The sequence below is a fragment of the Pseudomonas saxonica genome, assembly GCF_007858365.1.
Classification (GTDB): Bacteria; Pseudomonadota; Gammaproteobacteria; order Pseudomonadales; family Pseudomonadaceae; genus Aquipseudomonas; species Aquipseudomonas saxonica.
Genome location: NZ_VFIO01000002.1, coordinates 256,643 through 277,568 on the forward strand (window position 1 = coordinate 256,643; position 20,926 = coordinate 277,568).

Genomic DNA, 20,926 nt, shown 5'->3' on the forward strand with positions numbered 1-20,926 from the left:
GCTAGCCTGATACCCATCGCCCAAGACGGGTCGCGTCCCACGGAACTCCGATATCCCTCATGAATTTTTTTGTTCCCGCTCACTTTGCCCTGCTTCTGCCGTGCCTGGTGCTTACCCAAAACAGCCACGCTGAACCCGCACCGCTGGAGCTCGACCCCAGCGTGATTACCGGTTCACGCAGCGTCAGCCCAAGCTTTGATCTGCCGTACTCAATCGATAGCATCAGCCAGGCGCAAATCCAGGATGGCCAACTGGGCATCAATGCCTCTGAGGTGCTGACCCGCGTACCAGGGCTGGTGGTGCAGAACCGTCAGAACTACGCACAGGACTTGCAAATTTCGTCCCGTGGTTTTGGCGCTCGCTCAGCGTTCGGGGTGCGGGGGATCAAGCTGATTGCCGACGGCATCCCGGCCAGTACTCCGGATGGGCAGGGCCAGGCGGCCACCTTTAACCTCGACACCGCCGAGCGCATAGAAGTGCTGCGTGGCCCGGCTGCCACGCTGTACGGCAGTAATGCGGGCGGGGTGATTCAAATGTTCTCCCGCGACGGCGAAGGCCCGCCACGCATCGGTGCTGAAACCCTCGTAGGCAGCGACGGCATGAGCAAAAACCACCTGACGGCCGAAGGTGCGGTTGATGACGTGGGCTTTGTGCTCGACGCTTCGCGCATGGACACCGACGGCTATCGTGACCACAGCGCCGCCCGCCGCGATCAGACCTTTGCCAAGCTCAATCTGAAGCCCGACGAAGACAGCAAGCTGGCCCTGATTTACAGCAGCCTTGAGCAAAACGGCACACAAGACCCACTGGGCCAAAGCTGGGCCGCTTATAAAGCCGACCCCCGCTCAGTGACACCCAACGCCCTGATCTACAACACCCGTAAAAGCATCGACCATCAGCAAGTGGGCATGAACTACGAACGCTACATTGGCGATGCGACGTTACAGGTCAATGCGTACACCGGCACACGAAGCGTGATTCAGTATTTGGCTATTCCACCTGCCGCCGCCAGCAATAAACAAGGCGGCGGTGTCGTGCAGTTCGACCGCAAGTTCTATGGCGGCAGCCTGCGCTGGATGCAACCGGTCGATGGCGTACCGGGTGACCTGACGGTGATTGGCGGCCTGGACTACGACCAAAGCCAGGACAGCCGCCACGGCTACAATAATTTCGTCGGCGATCAACTGGGTGTCAAAGGCGCCTTGGTGCGTGACGAAATCGACACCGCGCGCAGCCTCGACCCGTATGTACAGGCCAACTGGGCGCTGGATAACTGGACGGTGCAGGCCGGCTTGCGTTACAGCACGATGGAAATGGACGTCCATGATCAATTTTTGAGCAACGGTGACGCCAGCGGCACCAAACGCTACGAAAAAGCCACGCCGTCCATCAGCGTCATGTACGCCTTCACTCCTGAACTGCATGGCTATGTCAGCGCGGGCAAAGGGTTTGAAACTCCAACCCAGGCTGAATTGGCCTACTCGCCGAGCGGCGACGGGTTCAACTTCGGGCTTAAGCCTTCAGAAAGCACTCAATACGAAATGGGTTTGAAGGCTCAACTCAACAACACCCGCATCAATGCCGCCATCTTCCAGATAACGACAGAAGATGAACTGGTGGTGCTGAGCAACACGGGTGGCCGCACCACCTATCAAAACGCCGGTCGCACCTTACGTCGAGGCTTCGAACTGGGCGTCGAAAGCCAGCTTGCCGAACACTGGACCACCACCCTCGCCTATACCCGCCTGCAAGCCACTTACGACAGCAACTTCACCAGCGCAAGTGGCACGATCGACAAAGGCAACTACCTGCCGGGCGTACCGCAAACCACCTTGTTTGCCGAAGTGAACTGGAAACCCACTGACTGGCTAAGCACGGCTGTGGAAGGCATGTACCGCAGCAAGGTCTATGTGGAAGACACCAACACCCAAAAAGCGGCCCCGGCCTACACCGTCTTCAACTGGCGTGCGCAATTTGAACAAAAGGTCGAGCACTGGACCTTCCATCAGACCCTGCGACTGGACAATCTGCTGGATCGCCAATACGTGGGCTCCGTAATCGTGGGTGACACTAACAATCGCTACTACGAAGCCGCACCGGGCCGTTCGTGGTACGCCGGTGCCGGAGCGCAGTACAGCTTTTGATCTGTTGCCTCACACGTCTTTCGGCAGGCGCGCATCAATCACTTGATGCAGCGCACTGTCCGCAGGCCAGTTGCGCATAAAGCGCGCACGGTCACGGGCATAGGCCGGCGCAAAGCTGCCTGGGGATGAGTGTTGGCACATAGAATCCAGATCAATCAACGCCCAGCGCCCATCGTCCCAGAACACGTTATGACCCTTGAGGTCACCGTGGCTGATGCGCTCTCGAATCAAACTGGCAAACAATTGATCCAGCGCCTGTAACTCGGCTTCTGGTGCATTCCCGTGTTCAACATAGGGGGCAAAACGCGCAATGATGTCCGGGCCCGACAGGTAATCGGTCACCAGAAACGCTTTGCCGCGCAACCACAAAAATCGGGTTTCAAGCAGTGCCAGCGGCTTGGGCGTGGCGATGCCAAGGAAGGCCAGCCGATTGCCTTCACGCCACGAATGCCAGGCCCGGCTCGGCCGCCAAAAGCGGCTCAGCCAATGGGTGAAGCCTTTGATGTTGTAACGCTTGAGTACCAGCGGGCGCCCTGCCATTTCGATTTTGCCCACCGTGGCTGTGCCACCGGTTTTGTACAGATGGCTTTTATCGAGCAAAGCATCGGCATGCACCAGTACAGGCAACATGGCCGCCTCCTCTTCGCGACGCACGGCGCGCAAGGCAAACGCCCCGCGTTGCACGCTGAACAGGGTGCAATCACGGCCCGTCTTGTTTAGAAAATCATTCAAGCGCCAACTGCGCACTTTTTCGACCTGTTTTAGCAGGGCTTCAAGTGGCAACGCGTTTTCGCCGTTGCTCAGCAGGTAATGCACCAGCAGCTCTTCGGTAAACGGCTCAAGGGATTTGGGCAGTTGCGCAAAAAACACCCCGAGGTTTTCCAGCACTTTGTCACGAGACAGGGGTTTGCCGGCCTGCTCGACACAAATACCGGCGCCATCAATCAGATACAACTGACCGTTGTGACGCAGCAGGTTGTCCAGGTGCAAATCTTCCTGCCATACGCCTTTGAGGTGCATCTGGCCAATCGCCGCCAAGGCTTGCCCCAGCACCGCTTGCTGTTCATCGGCCAGCACCGGCAAATCCTGCACCGCCTTCCAGGCCTCATCGAGGCTTTGCGCGCCGTCCAGAAACTCGAACAACAACCAGCCGCCCTCACCTTCCAACAAGCCATCGGCCAGCAATTGAGGCGTGGTCAAACCTTGCTCGGCCAGCAGTTGCACACCGGCCAGCTCACGCCCGAACTCACGCGCCGCTTTGCTGCCGACCATCAACTTGGCCAGCACCGTACGCCCACGCCAGACGCCTGCACCGACATAACGCTGACCCGGCAGCACACGCAGCAAGGTCAGCATCTGCAACTGCGCAGGCCCGGCAGCGTCAGCCAGTTCAATGCTCAGCGGCAAGCCCGGCGTACGCCCGGCGTGTTGCAGTTCGGATAAGCGCATCAGCGAGTTTCCTTATGTGTGCGACGACCGTTCAAACGCTCAAGCCAGGTGTTCACCAGAGCGCTGTCGTGCGGCTGATCGAGATAGGCGGCCAACAGCGCGCGCACTTCAGCCTCGCCCCAGGCATGGGCGCGGCGCAGCAACGGTTCGAGGTCTTTGACACGGTCGCGCTGGCCCAGCAGCAATGGCCGGGTTTTCTCTAGGTCGATCAGTTGCGCGCGGTAGGCATCGCCGTTTGGCTGCAAGAAAATATGCTTGGGATAGAAACACCCGTGAACCTGACGCAAGCCGTGCAGCTGGCGCGCCAGTTGGCCGCAGGCCAACACAATCGCCTGCTGCTGTTGCTCGGTCAGTTGCGGCCATTGGGCCAACAGCGAATCGAGGTCGTTCCAGCCATCCAGCGCACGGGTCATCAAAATGGCCCGACGCTCACCCGGCACTTTTCGCTCACCAAAAAAGACCGCTTCGAGCGCAGGAATACCTAACTGCTGATAGCGCTGGATATTGCGAAACTCGCGGGCAAAGCTGGGCTCGCCCAGTGGGCTGTGCAACGTACGGGTCAAGTAGTTGCTCTGGCGCTTGAGATAGAAACCCTGACCTTCGCAATCCAGTCGAAACACACTGCTCCAGCCATCGCCACTGGTGTTGGGTTCGTCCACCGCATCAAGCTGCACGTTCCACAAGGCATCAAAATTGGCCAGACCATTGCGCTCTAGCAAGGCGCGGTCAGCGGGCGTCACAAAATCAGTCATTCCCGGCCCTCAAAAAAACGCACGATATGGCGGACTCGTTCCTTGTCTGCGGCGTTGAGCGTCGTTCGCCCGGTGTATTGAAAATAAAAGCGTAAACGCTGAGTGTAAGACAGGTGGTATTTAGCCACTTTATCCAGGCACGCCAAATCTTTGGTAATGCGGTACTTGAGCCAGAAACCGCGCCAGAAATCACCATTCGGGCAATCGATCAGGTACAGCTTGGGCTGGTCGTCGATCAGCAGGTTGCGCCACTTCAAGTCGTTATGCGTAAAGCGATGGTCATGCATGGTCTTGGTGCAATGCGCCAATTGGCGACTCACGCAATCGACCCAGGCACGGTCCTTGAGCAACGGATCGTAGTTGTCCGCCAAGTCCGACAGGTCTCGGGTGTTGGGCAATTCGCGAGTGATCATGGCGCCACGGGAGTAGGCAAAGCCACTGCGCTCAAGACCCCACGCCACCACTTCAGCCGTGGGAATACCCCACTTGGCGAAGCGTTTGAGGTTCTGCCACTCCGACTTCACCCGCGGGCGTCCCACATAGCGGCGCAAGCCTTTGCCTGCGCCGGTGTAGCGTTTGACGTAGTAATTGACCCCGCCACGCTCCACACGAATCACTTCAGACAAGGGGTCACGGGTCAGGTGCACGCCCTGCAAGGCAAACACCGCATCCAGGCTGCCAAAATCCGCGGCCAACTCACTGTAAGCAGGGTCCAGATTCCATCCCGCCATTACAGTGCATCTCCGTGACGCAGTTTGCGTGCGTAAAGTTTGCTCGCCTTGCTTTCCAGCCATGTCAGCAGTCTGGCTTCATCGCGCAGAATCTGACGCAACGGCTGCTGGAAATAACCCCGCAGGAAGCGCAACTTGTCACGTTGCGTCAGACCAATGTCCAGTGCCGAGAAATACAACGCAGCCAGATCCTTATTGCGCCAGCGGTTGCTGAGCACCGTGTGGATCTGCGCGCGATGCAGATCAATGATCGACAGGCGTAGCTGAGTCACCGTGACCGGTGTGTCGGTGTGCAGCAAAAAATGGCAGATGTAACAGTCGCGATGGTTCACACCTGCGCGGTGCATCATGCCGGTCATGCGTGCCACTTCAGCAATCAGTGCGCGCTTGAGCGGCGGCTGTGGCGGCTGCTTGACCCAATTGAGGGTGAAGTCTTCCAGGCTGATAGTCGGCGCCAGCTCTTCAGTGACAATGAACGAATGCTGGGTCGCCGGGTTGCTACCTTTTTCGCCATACGCGACAGCCGTCATGGTGGGTACGCCGACTTCTGTCAGGCGCTGGATTGCACGCCATTCCTGGCCTGCACCCAACACGGGCAGCTTGGCCGACAGCAGGTTTTTGAACACCTCACCCCAGCCAATGCCACGGTGAATTTTTACAAAATAACCACGCCCGTCGACGACGGTACGCAAGGTACGACGCCCTTCCAGCTCGCGGTATACCTCACCCTCCAGGCGCTCGACTTCGGCAAAGGCATCGCGCCCGGCCCACAGGCTCTTGAACGGTTCAGCCAGTATCAGTTTCATCAGTGTTGCTCCGCCAGAATCACATCCGCAGCATGTTGCGGCATGCTATAGAGGTCGGCCGTCTGCGCGTAGGTCAGGCCGTTACGGCTCCAGGCTGCGCGCGCAGCATCATCGGACAACATGTGAGTCAAATAATCATTGAGTTGCGACTGTTCGAACGGCTCGTCCAGTACGCGGCCTGCATCAGCATCGGCGATGTAATGGGCATAGCCGCACACCGCGCTGACCAACACAGGCAAGCCCGCCACCAATGCTTCCAGGAGTACGGTGCCGGTGTTCTCGTTATAGGCCGGGTGAATCAGCAAGTCAGCACCCAACAGGAAGCGCGGAATATCGCTGCGCCCTTTGAGAAACTGCACATGCTCGCCCAGCCCCAGCGTCGCGCTTTGCAATTGGAAAACCTTGGGATCGTCCTGACCAATGACAAACAAACGCGTACGTTTTTTCAGCTCGGCCGGCAACGCCGCCAGCGCCTTGAGGCTGCGGTCGACACCCTTGGTCTTGAACCCCGAACCGATCTGCACCAGCAGCAGATCGTCGTCTGCCAGCTTGAATTCGCGGCGGAACTCGGCACGAATCTCGGCCGCATTGGGCGGCGCACGACGGTCCAGTGCAATACCCGGCGGCAGCAAGTGAAAGCGCTCTGCCGGGGTGTGGTAATGCTTGATGAACAGCGGTTGCTGGACTTCGGAAATCATCAGGATTTCAGTCTTGGCGTCCTTGTCGAACACCGCACGCTCGTACTCGGCAAAATGCTTGTAGCGCTTGAAATAGCGGTAGAACGAATGACGCAGGTTCTGCGCCTTGTCTTCAAAACAACCATCGGCGGCGTAGTACACGTCCAGCCCCGGCATTTTATTGAAGCCAATCAGGCGGTCGACCGGGCGCTTGGCCAGATCGGCCTGCATCCAGGCGAGCATTTTCTCGTTGCGGGTGTGATTGTGGAACGCCTTGACCGGCGCGACCAACACTTCAAAACCGGGCGGAATGTCACCTTCCCAAATCATCGTGTACACACGGATTTGATGGCCACGCTGCTGGCATTCCAGCGCGATGCGCATGAAATCGCGTTGCAGCCCGCCAAACGGGAAATATTTGTACAGTACAAAAGCCAGTTGCATCAGCGCAGTTCCTCAGCCAGTAACAACGTGCTTAATCGACTCGCGACACGCTCAGGGTTCAAACGGGTGAAGCACAAAGGCCACTCGTTTTTCAGATCAAACCGCTGCTGGTCCTGTGCAGTCGGAGTGTAGGTGCATTTTTTTTGCAGGCACGGCGCACACGGAAAATCGCTGGCCAAATGGATTTGTGCCTTGCCATAAGCACCGGTCAGGCCGGGATTGGTCGGGCCAAACAGGGAAATGGTGGGCACATCCAGTGCCGCCGCCAAATGCCCCAACCCGGTATCCACTGCCACACACGCGCTGGCACTGGCCAACACTTTGGCAACGCCCGCCAGGTTCAACTTGGGCAACACCACGGCATGCGGCAGACCGCTGGCAATGCGCTCGGCGCGAGCCTTTTCAGCCGGGTTGCCCCAGGGCAAACGCACCTCGACACCCAGATGACCCATGCGAATGGTTAAATCGCGCCAATACACCTCCGGCCAGTGCTTGGTGTCCCACGTGGTGCCGTGCAGAAACAATACGTAGGGTTTCTTGCGCGGTAATTCAACCAAGCGATCAACGTCGAGGCCGTAATCACCCAGCCCTTTGGGCAGGTCGTAACCCAGCGCAACGGCAAATAACTGACGCAAACGCTCAACCGCGTGCTGCCCGCGAGCCACGGCCAGGCGACGCTGATAAAAACGGCTGGCCAAGGGTTCCCGGGCCGAGTTTTTGTCCAGCCCGGCCACCGGTGCGTTGACGTAACGGGTCAGCCACGCGCTTTTTACCAGCCCTTGGGCGTCAATCACGAGGTCGTATTTTTCGGCGCGCAGGCTTTGTTTAAACCGCTTCCACTCACCGCTCTTGAGGGTTTGCCAGATATTTTTGCGCCAGCGACGAATGGCCACCGGGATCACCTTGCCCACCGCAGGGTGCCAGGTCGGGATCTCGGCAAAGCCTTCTTCCACAACCCAGTCAAAGGTAATGCCCGGAATCGCCCGCGCCGCATCGGTCAACGCCGGCAGCGCATGAATCACATCCCCAAGGGATGAGGTTTTCACCAACAGAACGCGCACCTAGTTGACCTCGACCACAGAACCCTGCAACCGCTGCAAGGCTTCAAGCACAGGCGCAGGCATCAGTTCACGCAGGCAGTTGTAGTGCCCGAAACGGCAGGTGCGATCAAAACAAGGGCTGCATTCAAGACCCAGACGCACAATCTCGACCTTGTCGGCCAAGGGCGGAGTGAAACCCGGCGAGGTCGAACCGTACACCGCCACCAGTGGGCGATTGAGCGCCGCAGCCACGTGCATCAGCCCGGAATCGTTGGACACCACGGCGTCCGCGCACGACAGCAAGTCGATGGCTTCAGCCAGTGACGTCTCGCCACTGAGGTTGACGGACTCTTCACGCAGGCCGGGAATCAAGCGTGCGCGAATGTCTTCACCCACGCCATGATCGTTTTTGGAGCCAAACAGCCAGACTTGCCAGCCTTCGCGGATCTTTTGCTCGGCCACTGCAGCGTAGTGCTCGGACGGCCAGCGCTTGGACTCACCGAACTCGGCGCCAGGGCACAGCGCCAGCACTGGCCGGTCCATCGTCAGACCAAACTTGTTCAGCGCGCCGTCGCGGCTCACCGGGTCAATTTGTAAATCAGGGCGCGGGTATGGCCGGGGCAAGTCTGCGCCCGGCTCATACGCCAGCGCCATAAAGCGCTCGATCATCAGCGGGTAACGCGCTTTATCGAGCGTGCGCACATCGTTAAGCAGGCCGTAACGGAACTCGCCGCGCCAGCCCGTACGTTTGGGGATGCCGGCGAAAAACGGCACCAGGGCCGATTTCAACGAGTTAGGCAGCAGGATGGCCTGATCGTACTGGCCCTTGAGGGACTTGCCGATCTTGCGCCGCGTAGCCAGTTCCAGCACGCCGTGGCCGAGCGGAAAGCTCAAGGCCTGGCGCACTTCAGGCATGCGCTCAAGGATGGGCCGGCTCCACTCGGGGGCCAGCACATCGATTGCACACTCTGGGTGACGCTGTTTCAGGCACTGGAACAGTGTCTGCGCCATCACCATGTCACCGACCCAGCTGGGCCCAACGATCAAAATATTCATAAGTTTCCATAAACAAGCAAGGGAGGCATTCGCCTCCCCGCTGTGATGCCATATCGCTTTATTTGACCAGTGTACGCCACTCTGGGTGGTTCGATGTTTTGCCGGTCACTAGATCAAAGTAGGCTTTTTGCAGTTTTTCAGTAATCGGGCCACGACGGCCGATACCAATTTGACGACCGTCCACTTCGCGAATCGGCGTTACTTCAGCGGCGGTGCCGGTAAAGAACGCTTCGTCGGCGATGTACACCTCGTCGCGTGTAATACGTTTTTCAACAAACTTGTAGCCGTGCTCAGTGGCCAGCGTCAGGATCGTGCTGCGCGTGATGCCGTTCAGGCACGCCGTCACGTCCGGGGTGTAAATCACACCGTCTTTGACCAAAAACACGTTCTCGCCTGAACCTTCGGCCACAAAGCCTTCCGGGTCCAGCAACAGCGCTTCGTCAGCACCGCCGGAAATCGCTTCCTGCAAGGCCAGCATCGAGTTGATGTAGTGACCGTTGGCCTTGGCGCGGGTCATGGAAATGTTCACGTGGTGACGGGTAAAGGAGCTGGTGCGCACCTTGATCCCGACTTCCAGTGCTTCGGCGCCCATGTAGGCACCCCAGCTCCACGGCGCAATGATCACATGAACCTTCAAACCGGTGGCGCGCAGGCCCATGGCTTCAGATCCGTAGAACACCATCGGGCGGATATAGGCGCTGTCGAGGTTGTTTTCACGCACCGCCAGGCGGGTCGCTTCATTGATTTCGTCTTTGCTGAACGGGATCTTCATGCCCATGATGTGGGCCGAATCGAACAGGCGGTCGGTGTGCGCCTGCAAACGGAAAATCGCCGCGCCTTGCGGGGTTTCGTAAGCGCGCACACCTTCAAACACGCCCATGCCGTAGTGCAATGTATGGGTCAGCACGTGGGTTGTGGCATCGCGCCACGGCACCAGCTTGCCGTCATACCAGATCACACCATCACGATCAGCCATCGACATCATTACGCTCCTCAAAGAATCCAGCACCTGCACCACACGGCATCAGGCAAATTGGACGGGCCTTATGGACCCGCCGGATACGTTCTTACAGCTTTAACTCTGTGTGTGAGCCAACTCACTCGTTAGCTCAATCCTAGCTCGGACCAAATGCGCCGTACGTGTTGGCGTTCGACCACAAATTGATCCCCCGTGACCACCCCGGCCTCCTTCTGCAAGGCTTGCCGGTGGGCGACGGCGCGAAAGGCTTTGTAAGCCTCGCGCAACAGACTGGCATCAGCAGCAGGCATCAGCCCGGCGTCTTCCAGCCCTTCCAGAATGCGGATGTTATCGGTGTAGCGCAGTAACGCCGGGTGTTCCCTGGACCACGCCAGGGCCGCGTATTGCACCATAAATTCAATATCGACGATACCTCCGGCGTCCTGCTTGAGGTCGAAGGGCACCGTGGGCTGGAAGGCATTTTGCGCCGTACCGGCAACCGTGATGCGAGTGCCCAGGTTGTCACGCATTTTGGCGCGCATCTCGCTGACTTCCTGGCGCAGCGTCGGCAGGTCGCGCTCACGCTCCAGCACATGGGCGCGGACCTTCTCGAACGCCGCACCGACCTGTTTACACCCCACCAACACGCGCGCCCGCACCAACGCCTGATGTTCCCAGGTCCAGGCTTCGTTTTCCTGATAACGCTCAAAGGCGCCCAGCGAACTGACCAACAAGCCCGAAGCCCCTGAAGGACGCAAGCGCATGTCAACTTCATACAGCTGACCGGAGTTGGTTTGTGCGGTCAGTAAATGAATGATTCGCTGGCCCAGGCGGGTGAAAAACTGCGCCCCGTCGATCGGTTTGACACCATCGGTTTCGGCATTGGGGTCGCCGTCGTGAATAAACACCAGATCCAGATCCGAGCCATGCCCCAATTCGATCCCGCCGACCTTGCCATAGCCGACAATAATAAAGCCGGGGTCGCACAGGCTGCCGTCGCTGCGCAGCGGCGTACCGTACTTGGCCACCGTCTGGCGCCAGGCCAGTGCCAGCACTTGTTCCAGAATGGCTTCAGCCAGCCAGGTCAGGTAATCACTGACTTTCATCAGGGGCAGGCTGCCCGCGATTTCCGAGGCCGCCACCCGCAAACGGTGCGCCAGCTTGAAGTTACGCAGCGCTTCCATTTGCTGTTCAAGGTCGTCTTCGGGAATGCGGGTCAAACGCTCGCGCAGCTCGGCAGCCAATTCAGGCGCCAACGGTGGCTTGAACAATCGGCCCTCGTTAAGCAATTCGTCGAGCAACAGCGGGAAGCGGGTAATTTGCTCGGCAATCCACGGGCTGGCCGCGCACAGGGTCAGCAAACGGCGCAGTGCATCGGGGTTCTCTGTCAGCAACACTAAATAAGCTGAACGTCGCGCAACCGCTTCAACCAGCGGCAAGACCCGCTCCAGCACCAGATCGGGATTGGCGTGCTCCACCGCCTGAGCCAAGAGCCGCGGGATAAAGGCATCGAGCCGCTCGCGCCCCAAACGCTGCATCGCACGCAACTGCGGGCTGGCACGCAGCGCGGCCAGTTGCTTCAAGGCTTTGGGGGCATCGACAAATCCGGCTTCTTCAAGCTGGGCGCAGGCGGCAGCATCGTCTTGAACCTCTTCCCACAAGGGCAGCCACTCACCACCAACGATCAGCTCACCTTCGTCGATGTCTTCATCCTCATCCGGGTCGGCAATGACCTGACGGAAATGCCAGTCGATACGCCCTCGCCATACCATCAGTTGCTCATGGAAAGCAGCCCAACTGTCGAAGCCCATCATAAAAGCGATGCGCGCCTGATCCTGCTCAGTGTCCGGCAGCATCTGGGTCTGACGGTCAGCAATGGCCTGTATCGCGTGCTCGGTGTAACGCAAGAATTCGTAACCTTCGCGCAACTCGCTCACCACAGCGGCTGGCAAATAGCCCTGCCCTTCGAGGATTTTCAGCACTTTAAGCAGCGGACGCTGCTGCAAGCTAAGGTCGCGCCCGCCGTGAATCAGTTGAAACGCCTGCGCAATGAACTCGACCTCACGAATGCCGCCCGCCCCCAACTTGATATTGTCGGCCATGCCTTTGCGCCGCACTTCCTGCTGAATCAGCTGCTTCATGGTGCGCAGCGCTTCAATGGCCGAAAAATCGAGGTAGCGTCGATAAACGAAGGGCCGCAGCAAATCGAGCAACTGTGCGCCCATCACCTGATCGCCGGCCACCACGCGGGCCTTGATCATGGCGTAGCGCTCCCAGTCGCGACCTTGATCCTGGTAATACTGTTCCAGCGCATTAAAGCTCAACACCAGCGCACCCGACGAACCATACGGGCGCAGGCGCATGTCGACGCGAAATACAAACCCGTCGACCGTCATCGGATCCAGTGCTTTGATCAGCCGCTGCCCCAGGCGGATAAAAAACTCCTGGTTATCCAGCGGGCGTTTGGCACCCACCGTCTCACCGCCCTCGGGATACGCAAAAATCAGGTCGATGTCGGACGACAGGTTCAGCTCTACCGCGCCGAGCTTGCCCATGCCCAGAATCACCATCTGCTGCGGCTCGCCGCTGCGGTGCCCCGTAGGCGTACCGAATTGTTGGCAATGGCGCTGATACAACCAACGGTAGGCCTGGTCTATAGAGGCGTCAGCCATGTCCGACAGATCGCGACAGGTTTCAATCAAATCGGCCTGCCGGGTGAGATCACGCCAAATAATCCGGATTTGCTGGCGAGTACGCTGACGGCGCAGCTCACGGCCCAACTCATCATCAGTGCTGGCCTGCTCAACCGCACCGCCAATCTGCCCGCACAGTTCACCGGGGGCATAACTGCGATCCAGCTCCCCGGAGCTCACCAACGCCAGAAACATCAAAGGGTCACGTAAGGCGTGCTCAATAAAGAAGTCACTGGCAGCACTGACCCGATTAAAGTCAGACCACCGATCCGACGACCAGTCATCCAGCCCGTGCCCGCCCGCAAGATCTGCGACCGCTGCGCGCCACGCGTGCTCTGCGCGGCTGGCAAGTGGCAACAAAAGGCTTGGAATGGGGACTAGCGAGGGAAGGCTCATGGTCTATCCTTGATCGGCGATAGGGTTGCCGGGTACCGTGACAGGAAGAAACAGCGGTTAAACCCGACTGTCTAACAAAGGTTATAAATAGCTTAATTTTTATCTTTATTGGCAGCAAACATGTACGCCAATCGCTTTCAAGTCAATATCCAACCAACATTATCGATTTTCCGCACAACACAACGGACCGCCAGCAGAGCACTTCGTGTAGTTTTACTACTGACCTGAACACTCGAAAGGCTGAAATGGCCGACGATTTGTAGTAAAACTACACAACGCCGGAAAACAAGCTTTCGGCGATCCAAGAATTTATGTCGTCTGCCCACAAGGCCAGTCGCAAACTCAGGCAACCGATTCTGGAAGCCTTTCCGCCCTGGAGCAAGCCATGCAAGACCTCGATCCCGTCGAAACCCAGGAATGGCTGGACGCCCTCGAATCGGTTCTCGACAAAGAAGGCGAAGAACGCGCTCACTACCTCATGACCCGTATGGGTGAGCTCGCTACCCGCACCGGTTCGCAATTGCCGTACGCCATCACCACGCCATACCGCAACACAATCCCCGTTACCCACGAAGCACGCATGCCTGGCGACCTGTTCATGGAACGCCGCATTCGCTCGCTGGTACGCTGGAACGCCATGGCGATGGTTATGCGCACGAATCTGAAAGATTCTGACCTGGGCGGTCACATCTCCAGCTTCGCCTCCAGCGCAACCTTGTATGACATCGGCTTCAACTACTTCTTCCAGGCCCCGACCGAAGAACACGGCGGCGACCTCATCTACTTCCAGGGCCATACCTCTCCAGGCGTTTACGCCCGTGCGTTCATGGAAGGCCGCATCACCGAAGACCAGATGAACAACTTCCGCCAGGAAGTCGACGGTCACGGTTTGTCGTCTTACCCGCACCCTTGGCTGATGCCTGATTTCTGGCAGTTCCCAACCGTCTCGATGGGCCTTGGCCCGATCCAGGCGATCTACCAGGCACGCTTCATGAAGTACCTGGAAGCACGCGGCTACATTCCAGCCGGCAAGCAAAAAGTATGGTGCTTCCTGGGTGACGGCGAGTGCGACGAGCCAGAATCCCTGGGCGCAATCTCCCTGGCTGGCCGTGAAAACCTCGACAACCTGATCTTCGTCATCAACTGCAACCTGCAGCGCCTCGACGGCCCGGTTCGCGGCAACGGCAAGATCATCCAGGAACTCGAAGGCGTGTTCCGCGGTGCTCAGTGGAACGTGACCAAAGTCATCTGGGGCCGTTTCTGGGACCCGCTGCTGGCCAAAGACGTCGACGGCATCCTGCAACGCCGCATGGACGAAGTCATCGACGGCGAGTACCAGAACTACAAAGCCAAAGATGGCGCATTCGTGCGTGAACACTTCTTCAACACGCCAGAACTCAAGGCGATGGTTGCTGATCTGTCCGACGACGAAATCTGGAAACTCAACCGTGGCGGCCACGACCCGTACAAGGTCTACGCGGCGTACCACGAAGCGGTCAATCACAAAGACCAGCCAACCGTCATTCTGGCCAAGACCATCAAAGGTTATGGCACGGGCGCCGGCGAAGCGAAAAACACTGCGCACAACACCAAGAAGGTTGATGTTGAAAGCCTGAAGCTGTTCCGCGATCGCTTCGACATTCCGGTCAAAGACGACGAAATCGAAAACCTGCCGTTCTTCAAGCCAGAAGCAGGCAGCGCTGAAGCGCGTTACCTGATGGAGCGTCGCACAGCACTGGGTGGCTTCGTGCCGCAGCGTCGCGCCAAGAGCCTGAGCATTCCGACCCCGCCACTGGACACCCTCAAGGCCATCCTTGACGGCTCCGGCGACCGTGAAATTTCCACCACCATGGCCTTTGTGCGCATCCTGGCACAGCTGGTGAAAGACAAGGACATCGGTCAACGCATCGTTCCGATCATCCCGGACGAAGCCCGTACCTTCGGTATGGAAGGCATGTTCCGTCAGTTGGGCATCTACTCGTCCGTTGGCCAGCTCTACGAGCCAGTCGATAAAGACCAGGTGATGTTCTACAAGGAAGACAAAAAAGGTCAGATTCTCGAAGAAGGCATCAACGAAGCAGGCGCCATGAGCTCCTTCATCGCGGCCGGTACTTCGTACTCCAACCACAACCAGCCGATGCTGCCGTTCTACATCTTCTACTCGATGTTCGGCTTCCAGCGTATTGGCGACCTGGCCTGGGCTGCTGGCGACAGCCGCACCCGTGGCTTCCTGATCGGCGGCACCGCCGGGCGTACTACGCTCAACGGTGAAGGCCTGCAACACGAAGACGGTCACAGCCACATTCTGGCTTCGACCATCCCGAACTGCCGCACCTTCGATCCGACCTACGGCTATGAGCTGGCGGTGATCATTCAGGACGGCATGAAGAAGATGACCGAAGAGCAACAGGACGTCTTCTACTACATCACCGTGATGAACGAGTCTTACCAGCAGCCTGCCATGCCGGCCGGTGTTGAAGAAGGCATCGTCAAAGGGATGTATCTGCTTGAAGAAGACACCAAGGAAGCTGCTCACCACGTACAACTGATGGGCTCCGGCACCATCCTGCGTGAAGTGCGTGAAGCCGCGAAAATCCTGCGTGACGAATTCAACATCGGTGCAGACGTATGGAGCGTGACCAGCTTCAACGAACTGCGTCGCGACGGCCTGGCCGTTGAACGCACCAACCGCATGCACCCGGGCCAGAAGCCTAAGCTGAGCTACGTTGAAGAATGCCTGACAGGCCGTAAAGGTCCGGTCATTGCTTCGACTGACTACATGAAGCTGTTCGCTGAACAGATTCGCCAGTGGGTACCGGTCAAGGAATTCAAAGTACTGGGCACTGACGGTTTCGGCCGCAGCGACAGCCGCAAAAAACTGCGTCACTTCTTCGAAGTAGACCGTCACTTCGTGGTGTTGGCAGCCCTGGAAGCATTGGCTGACCGTGGCGACATCGAACCCAAGGTGGTTGCAGAAGCCATCGTGAAGTTCGGTATCAACCCGGAAAAACGCAACCCACTGGACTGCTGAGGAGAATATTTGTGAGCGAACTCATTCGAGTACCTGACATCGGCAGCGGTGACGGTGAAGTCATCGAACTGTTTGTAAAAGTCGGCGACCGTGTAGAAGCGGACCAGAGCATTCTGACGCTGGAATCGGACAAGGCGAGCATGGAAATCCCTGCTCCCAAAGCCGGTATCGTCAAAAGCCTGAAAGTAAAGCTGGGCGACCGCTTGAAAGAAGGCGATGAATTGCTGGAGCTGGAAGCCGAAGGCGACGCTGCGGCACCTGAAGCGCCAGCCGCTGCCCCAGCGGCCGCTGCTGAAAAGCCAGCTGCCGCGCCAGTAGCCGAGGCCCCAGCGGCCCCGGCTGCTGCACCTGCAAGCTCGACAGTTCAGGACATTCACGTCCCGGACATCGGCTCGTCGGGCAAAGCCAAAATCATCGAGATTCTGGTCAAGGCTGGCGACACCGTTGAAGCTGATCAATCGCTGATCACCCTCGAATCCGACAAGGCCAGCATGGAGATTCCATCGCCGGCAGCCGGTGTGGTGGAAAGCATTGCAGTCAAGCTGGACGACGAAGTCGGCACTGGCGACTTCATCCTCAAGCTTAAAGTGGCGGGCGCTGCGGCGCCTGCGGCACCGGCCCAAGCTGCGCCAGCACCTGCTGCCAAAGCTGAAGCGCCTGCCGCTGCTGCACCTGCGCCAACCGCCAAAGCCGAGGCTGCTCCTGCCCCGGCCGCAGCGCCTGCGCCAAAAGGTGGCAAGGTTCACGCCGGCCCTGCCGTGCGTCAACTGGCCCGCGAGTTCGGTGTTGAACTGAGCGCCGTGCCGCCAACCGGCCCGCACGGGCGCGTCATCAAGGAAGACGTACAGGCTTACGTCAAAGCCATGATGCAGAAGGCCAAGGAAGCACCGGCTGCCGGTGCAACCGGTGGCGCGGGAATCCCGCCAATTCCGACCGTCGACTTCAGCCGTTTCGGTGAAGTGGAAGAAGTGGCCATGACTCGCCTGATGCAAATTGGCGCGTCGAGCCTGCATCGCAGCTGGCTGAACATCCCGCACGTGACTCAGTTCGACCAGGCTGACATCACTGAGCTGGAAGCCTTCCGCGTTGCGCAGAAAGCCGTCGCAGAAAAAGCCGGTGTGAAACTGACCGTACTGCCTCTGCTGCTCAAGTCCTGCGCGCACCTGCTCAAGGAAATGCCGGACTTCAACAGCTCGCTGGCGCCAAGCGGCAAAGCGATCATCCGCAAGAAGTACGTCAACATCGGCTTTGCCGTAGACACCCCGGATGGCCTGCTGGTACCTGTGATCAAGAACGTTGATCAGAAGAGCCTGTTGCAACTGGCAGCCGAAGCTGCGGCACTGGCTGCCAAAGCCCGTGACAAAAAGCTCACCGCAGACGACATGCAAGGCGCCTGTTTCACTATTTCCAGCCTCGGCCACATTGGCGGTACCGGCTTCACGCCGATCGTCAACGCGCCGGAAGTAGCGATTCTGGGTGTTTCCAAGGCAACCATTCAGCCGGTTTGGGATGGCAAAGCCTTCCAGCCGAAACTGATGCTGCCTCTGTCGCTGTCCTACGATCACCGTGTGATCAACGGCGCCGCGGCTGCACGCTTCACCCAGCGTCTGAGCCAGTTGCTGGGCGACATCCGCACTATCTTGCTGTAAGCCACGTCCCGGCCTTCCTCACCGAAGGCCGGGGCTGCGCACTGTTTTCCGAGCGCCACGCTCGTACCTCAACCCCGCTCTTTTGGCGGGGCTTTTTTTGCCTGCGATTTATGAAAGCCCCTCACCCTAACCCTCTCCCAGAGGGAGAGGGGACTGAACGGTGGTTGATTCAAGTCTTGCATAAATCAGCCCCCTCTCCCTCCGGGAGAGGGCTGGGGTGAGGGCTTAAGCAAAAGGAAATTCCAGAATCTCACCGACCTGCCGATAGCCTTCTATAGCACTTAGCCTCCTTGCTGACTTGTCAGCGCAGCGAGCTTGATGCAACCTTGCCGCATACCACAGGATCAGGGCACCTGCCCGTGCGCCATCCGCATTTGTGAAGCGAGTGTTCAATGAAAAGCCAGCCCGATGCTGCCGTGCGCATAGCATCCGAGGTCGTAACCCAGTTACCCGTGCCTTCGCGGCTCGGCATGCTGCGTTTCGAGCGGCTTAATGACGCCAGTTGGGCACTGCTTTATCTCGATCCTAATTGCGAACGCCATTTCGGCGCGTCAGCGAACGATCTGTGCACGCAAGTCATGTCACCCTATGCCAGCTTGATGGAGCCCAAAGCCCGTCATCACCTGCATGAGTCCATTACCCGGCAACTCACCAACGAGCCTCACTACGTCGTGCATTACACCTTGCACACGCAGCAGGGCCTGCTGAAAGTGATGGAAGCGGGCGAAACCTACAAACACCACAACCGTCAGTTACTACGTGGCTACCTGTTGGTGCTTGAAAACCCGCCGCCTTCAGCCTTGACTGAGCCAGAATCCCAGAACAGCCGACTGCATATGGCACTGGAGCTCAATCAACGCGCCCAGCAAGAACAACTCCAGCACCTGGAGCGCGTACGCGCCCAACAGGATTTGATTCTGCTGCTCGCCCGTCACCGCTACAGCCAGCACAACTCGCTGCAAGAGGCGGCTGAACTGATCACCCGCAGCGCTTGCGACATGTATCAAGTTGATGCCGCGAGCCTGTGGAACCTCGAAGGGAACTACTTGCACCCGGTTTCTGCCTTCCAGCGTGAAAGCCAGAGCTTTGTGCCGCTCGACACACTCGACATCAGCAACTTCCCGGACTACCTCGAAGCCCTGCACACCAGCCGCTCCATCGATGCGCACAACGCCAACCGCGACCCGCGCACCCGTGAACTCATCGCCACCCAGAGCCGCCACGACACCAATGCCATGCTGGACGCCAGCATCCGTATCGATGGGCAGGTCGTGGGCGTGCTGTGCCTTGAGCAAACCGGTAAAAGCCGGGTGTGGCAATCGGACGAGATAGCTTTTGCCGGTGAGCTGGCCGACCAGTTTGCGCAAGTCATCAACAACCACAACCGGCGCACTGCCACCAGCGCCTTGCACCTGTTTCAGCGGGCTGTCGAACAAAGCGCCAACGCCTTCTTGCTGGTCAACTGCGAAGGCGTGGTGGAATACGTCAACCCCAGCTTTACCGCCATTACCCAGTACAGCTCCGACGAAGTTCAGGGCCAGAAGTTGAGCGAGCTGCCCGCACTGGAGAACCTCAGCGACCTGTTGTTCGATGCGCATTCGAGCCTGAGCAAAGGCAACAGCTGGCAAGGTGAGTTCAAAAGTCGACGCAAAAACCTCGAACCGTACTGGGGTCAAATGTCGATCTCCAAGGTGTACGGGGACAACCGGGAGCTGACCCACTACATCGGCATTTACGAAGACATCACCGAGTCAAAGCTGGCGCAGCAGCGCATTGAACGTCTGGCCTATACCGATAACCTGACCAGCCTGGGCAATCGTCCGGCCTTCATCCGCACCCTGGACGAGCGCTTCGCCCGCACCAGTACCGACCCTATTTGCCTGCTACTGGTCGATATCGACAACTTCAAGCGCATCAATGACAGCCTCGGCCATCAAACCGGCGACAAATTGCTGATCAGTCTGGCCCGACGCCTGCGCAATACCCTTAGCCCCGCAGATATTCTGGCGCGGTTCGCCAGTAACGAATTTGCCGTGCTCCTTGATGACACCGGGGTAGAAGCGGGCCAGAACACCGCCAACCAACTGCTCATGACCCTGGACAAACCCATGTTTGTCGACAACCAGCTCATCAGCGTGACCGGCTCTGTCGGCGTTGCCTGCGCACCCGTGCACGGGCTCGACCCGCAAACGCTGATGCGCAATGCCGGGCTGGCCCTGCACAAAGCCAAAGCCAACGGTAAACATCAGGTACAAGTTTTCACCGAGGCCCTGAACGCTGAAGCCAGCTACAAACTCTTCGTCGAAAACAACCTGCGCCGCGCGCTCACGCAAAACGAACTCGATGTGTTCTACCAACCCAAGCTATGCCTGCGTTCCGGGCGCTTGCTCGGCATGGAAGCCCTGCTGCGCTGGAACCACCCTGAAAAAGGCATGATCCGTCCGGACCAGTTCATCAGCGTGGCTGAAGAAACCGGGTTGATTATTCCGATTGGCAAATGGGTGGCACGTCAGGCCTGCCGCATGAGCAAGCATCTGAGCGACAACGGGCTGGGCAATTTGCAAGTGGCGATCAATCTGTCGCCCAAGCAGTTCTCCGACCCCGATCTAGTAGCCTCTATCGCCAGCATCCTCAAGGAAGAACAACTGCCTGCTTGCCTGCTGGAACTCGAACTGACCGAAGGCCTGCTGCTGGAAGCCACAGATGACACCCGCTTGCAGCTCGATCAGTTGAAAGAGATGGGCCTGACCCTGGCGATGGACGATTTCGGCACCGGCTATTCCTCGCTGAGCTACCTGAAGAAATTCCCGATCGACGTCATCAAAATTGACCGCAGCTTCGTCAAAGACATTCCCGACAACCAAAATGACATGGAAATCACCTCCGCAGTGATTGCCATGGCCCACAACCTCAAGCTCAAAGTGGTCGCCGAAGGGATCGAAACCGCCGCACAGCTTGCGTTTCTGCGTCGCCACCGGTGCGATGTGGGCCAAGGTTACCTGTTCGACCGCCCTATCCCGGGCGACGACCTGATGGAAAAGCTCAAACGCTATCCACGCGGCCCTTCGGCCTGACAGCATTGCAACACTCGGGCACACTG

General features: G+C 58.5%; 13 protein-coding genes. 4 read left to right on the forward strand and 9 right to left on the reverse strand.

From position 1 onward, the window contains the following. The first annotated feature begins 59 nt into the window (after positions 1–59). Positions 60–2,144, forward strand: coding sequence for a TonB-dependent receptor family protein (locus tag FJD38_RS08285; protein ID WP_146384814.1), 2,085 nt, complete (start codon positions 60–62; stop codon positions 2,142–2,144). A 9-nt stretch (positions 2,145–2,153) separates the two neighbouring features. On the opposite strand, the gene FJD38_RS08290 is transcribed toward FJD38_RS08285, so the two are convergent. The 9 genes from FJD38_RS08290 to glnE all read right to left on the reverse strand — a co-directional run bounded on the left by FJD38_RS08290 (position 2,154) and on the right by glnE (position 13,146). Further along, positions 2,154–3,593 carry a lipopolysaccharide kinase InaA family protein gene (locus FJD38_RS08290; RefSeq protein ID WP_146384816.1) on the reverse strand — a complete coding sequence of 480 codons (1,440 nt, stop codon included), beginning with the start codon at positions 3,591–3,593 and terminating at the stop codon, positions 2,154–2,156. Then, the gene (locus tag FJD38_RS08295) at positions 3,593–4,345 is read right to left on the reverse strand and encodes a lipopolysaccharide kinase InaA family protein (protein WP_146384818.1); all 753 of its coding nucleotides are present in this window, start codon (positions 4,343–4,345) and stop codon (positions 3,593–3,595) included. Before FJD38_RS08295 ends, FJD38_RS08290 begins: the two co-directional genes overlap by 1 nt. Beyond that, positions 4,342–5,076 (reverse strand): lipopolysaccharide kinase InaA family protein, encoded by a 735-nt coding sequence (locus tag FJD38_RS08300; protein WP_122785129.1) that lies wholly within the window; start codon positions 5,074–5,076, stop codon positions 4,342–4,344. The genes FJD38_RS08295 and FJD38_RS08300 overlap by 4 nt, the downstream gene beginning before the upstream one ends. Then, positions 5,076–5,882, reverse strand: a complete 807-nt coding sequence (gene rfaP / locus FJD38_RS08305; protein WP_122785130.1) for a lipopolysaccharide core heptose(I) kinase RfaP — start codon at positions 5,880–5,882, stop codon at positions 5,076–5,078. Before rfaP ends, FJD38_RS08300 begins: the two co-directional genes overlap by 1 nt. Beyond that, complete coding sequence (locus FJD38_RS08310; protein ID WP_146384820.1) at positions 5,882–7,003, reverse strand: glycosyltransferase family 4 protein; 1,122 nt, start codon at positions 7,001–7,003, stop codon at positions 5,882–5,884. Before FJD38_RS08310 ends, rfaP begins: the two co-directional genes overlap by 1 nt. Beyond that, entirely contained in the window at positions 7,003–8,064 is a 1,062-nt protein-coding gene (gene waaC, locus FJD38_RS08315; protein ID WP_122785132.1) for a lipopolysaccharide heptosyltransferase I, read from the reverse strand. The genes FJD38_RS08310 and waaC overlap by 1 nt, the downstream gene beginning before the upstream one ends. Beyond that, positions 8,065–9,099 (reverse strand): lipopolysaccharide heptosyltransferase II, encoded by a 1,035-nt coding sequence (waaF, locus tag FJD38_RS08320; protein ID WP_146384822.1) that lies wholly within the window; start codon positions 9,097–9,099, stop codon positions 8,065–8,067. A 58-nt stretch (positions 9,100–9,157) separates the two neighbouring features. Next, the gene (locus tag FJD38_RS08325) at positions 9,158–10,081 is read right to left on the reverse strand and encodes a branched-chain amino acid transaminase (RefSeq protein WP_122785134.1); all 924 of its coding nucleotides are present in this window, start codon (positions 10,079–10,081) and stop codon (positions 9,158–9,160) included. A gap of 122 nt (positions 10,082–10,203) precedes the next feature. Then, a complete protein-coding gene (gene glnE, locus FJD38_RS08330) occupies positions 10,204–13,146 on the reverse strand; it encodes a bifunctional [glutamate--ammonia ligase]-adenylyl-L-tyrosine phosphorylase/[glutamate--ammonia-ligase] adenylyltransferase (RefSeq protein WP_122785135.1) in 2,943 nt (980 codons plus the stop codon). Positions 13,147–13,531: 385 nt separating this feature from the next. On the opposite strand from glnE, the gene aceE reads away from it, so the two are divergent. From aceE to FJD38_RS08345, 3 genes are all read left to right on the forward strand, one after another. Further along, positions 13,532–16,177: a pyruvate dehydrogenase (acetyl-transferring), homodimeric type gene (gene aceE / locus FJD38_RS08335; protein ID WP_146384824.1), complete on the forward strand. Its 2,646-nt coding sequence runs from the start codon at positions 13,532–13,534 to the stop codon at positions 16,175–16,177. 11 nt (positions 16,178–16,188) lie between these two features. Continuing rightward, positions 16,189–17,826 (forward strand): dihydrolipoyllysine-residue acetyltransferase, encoded by a 1,638-nt coding sequence (aceF, locus tag FJD38_RS08340; RefSeq protein ID WP_146384825.1) that lies wholly within the window; start codon positions 16,189–16,191, stop codon positions 17,824–17,826. 392 nt (positions 17,827–18,218) lie between these two features. Further along, a complete protein-coding gene (locus FJD38_RS08345; RefSeq protein ID WP_146384826.1) occupies positions 18,219–20,900 on the forward strand; it encodes a sensor domain-containing phosphodiesterase in 2,682 nt (893 codons plus the stop codon). Positions 20,901–20,926: the final 26 nt, after the last annotated feature.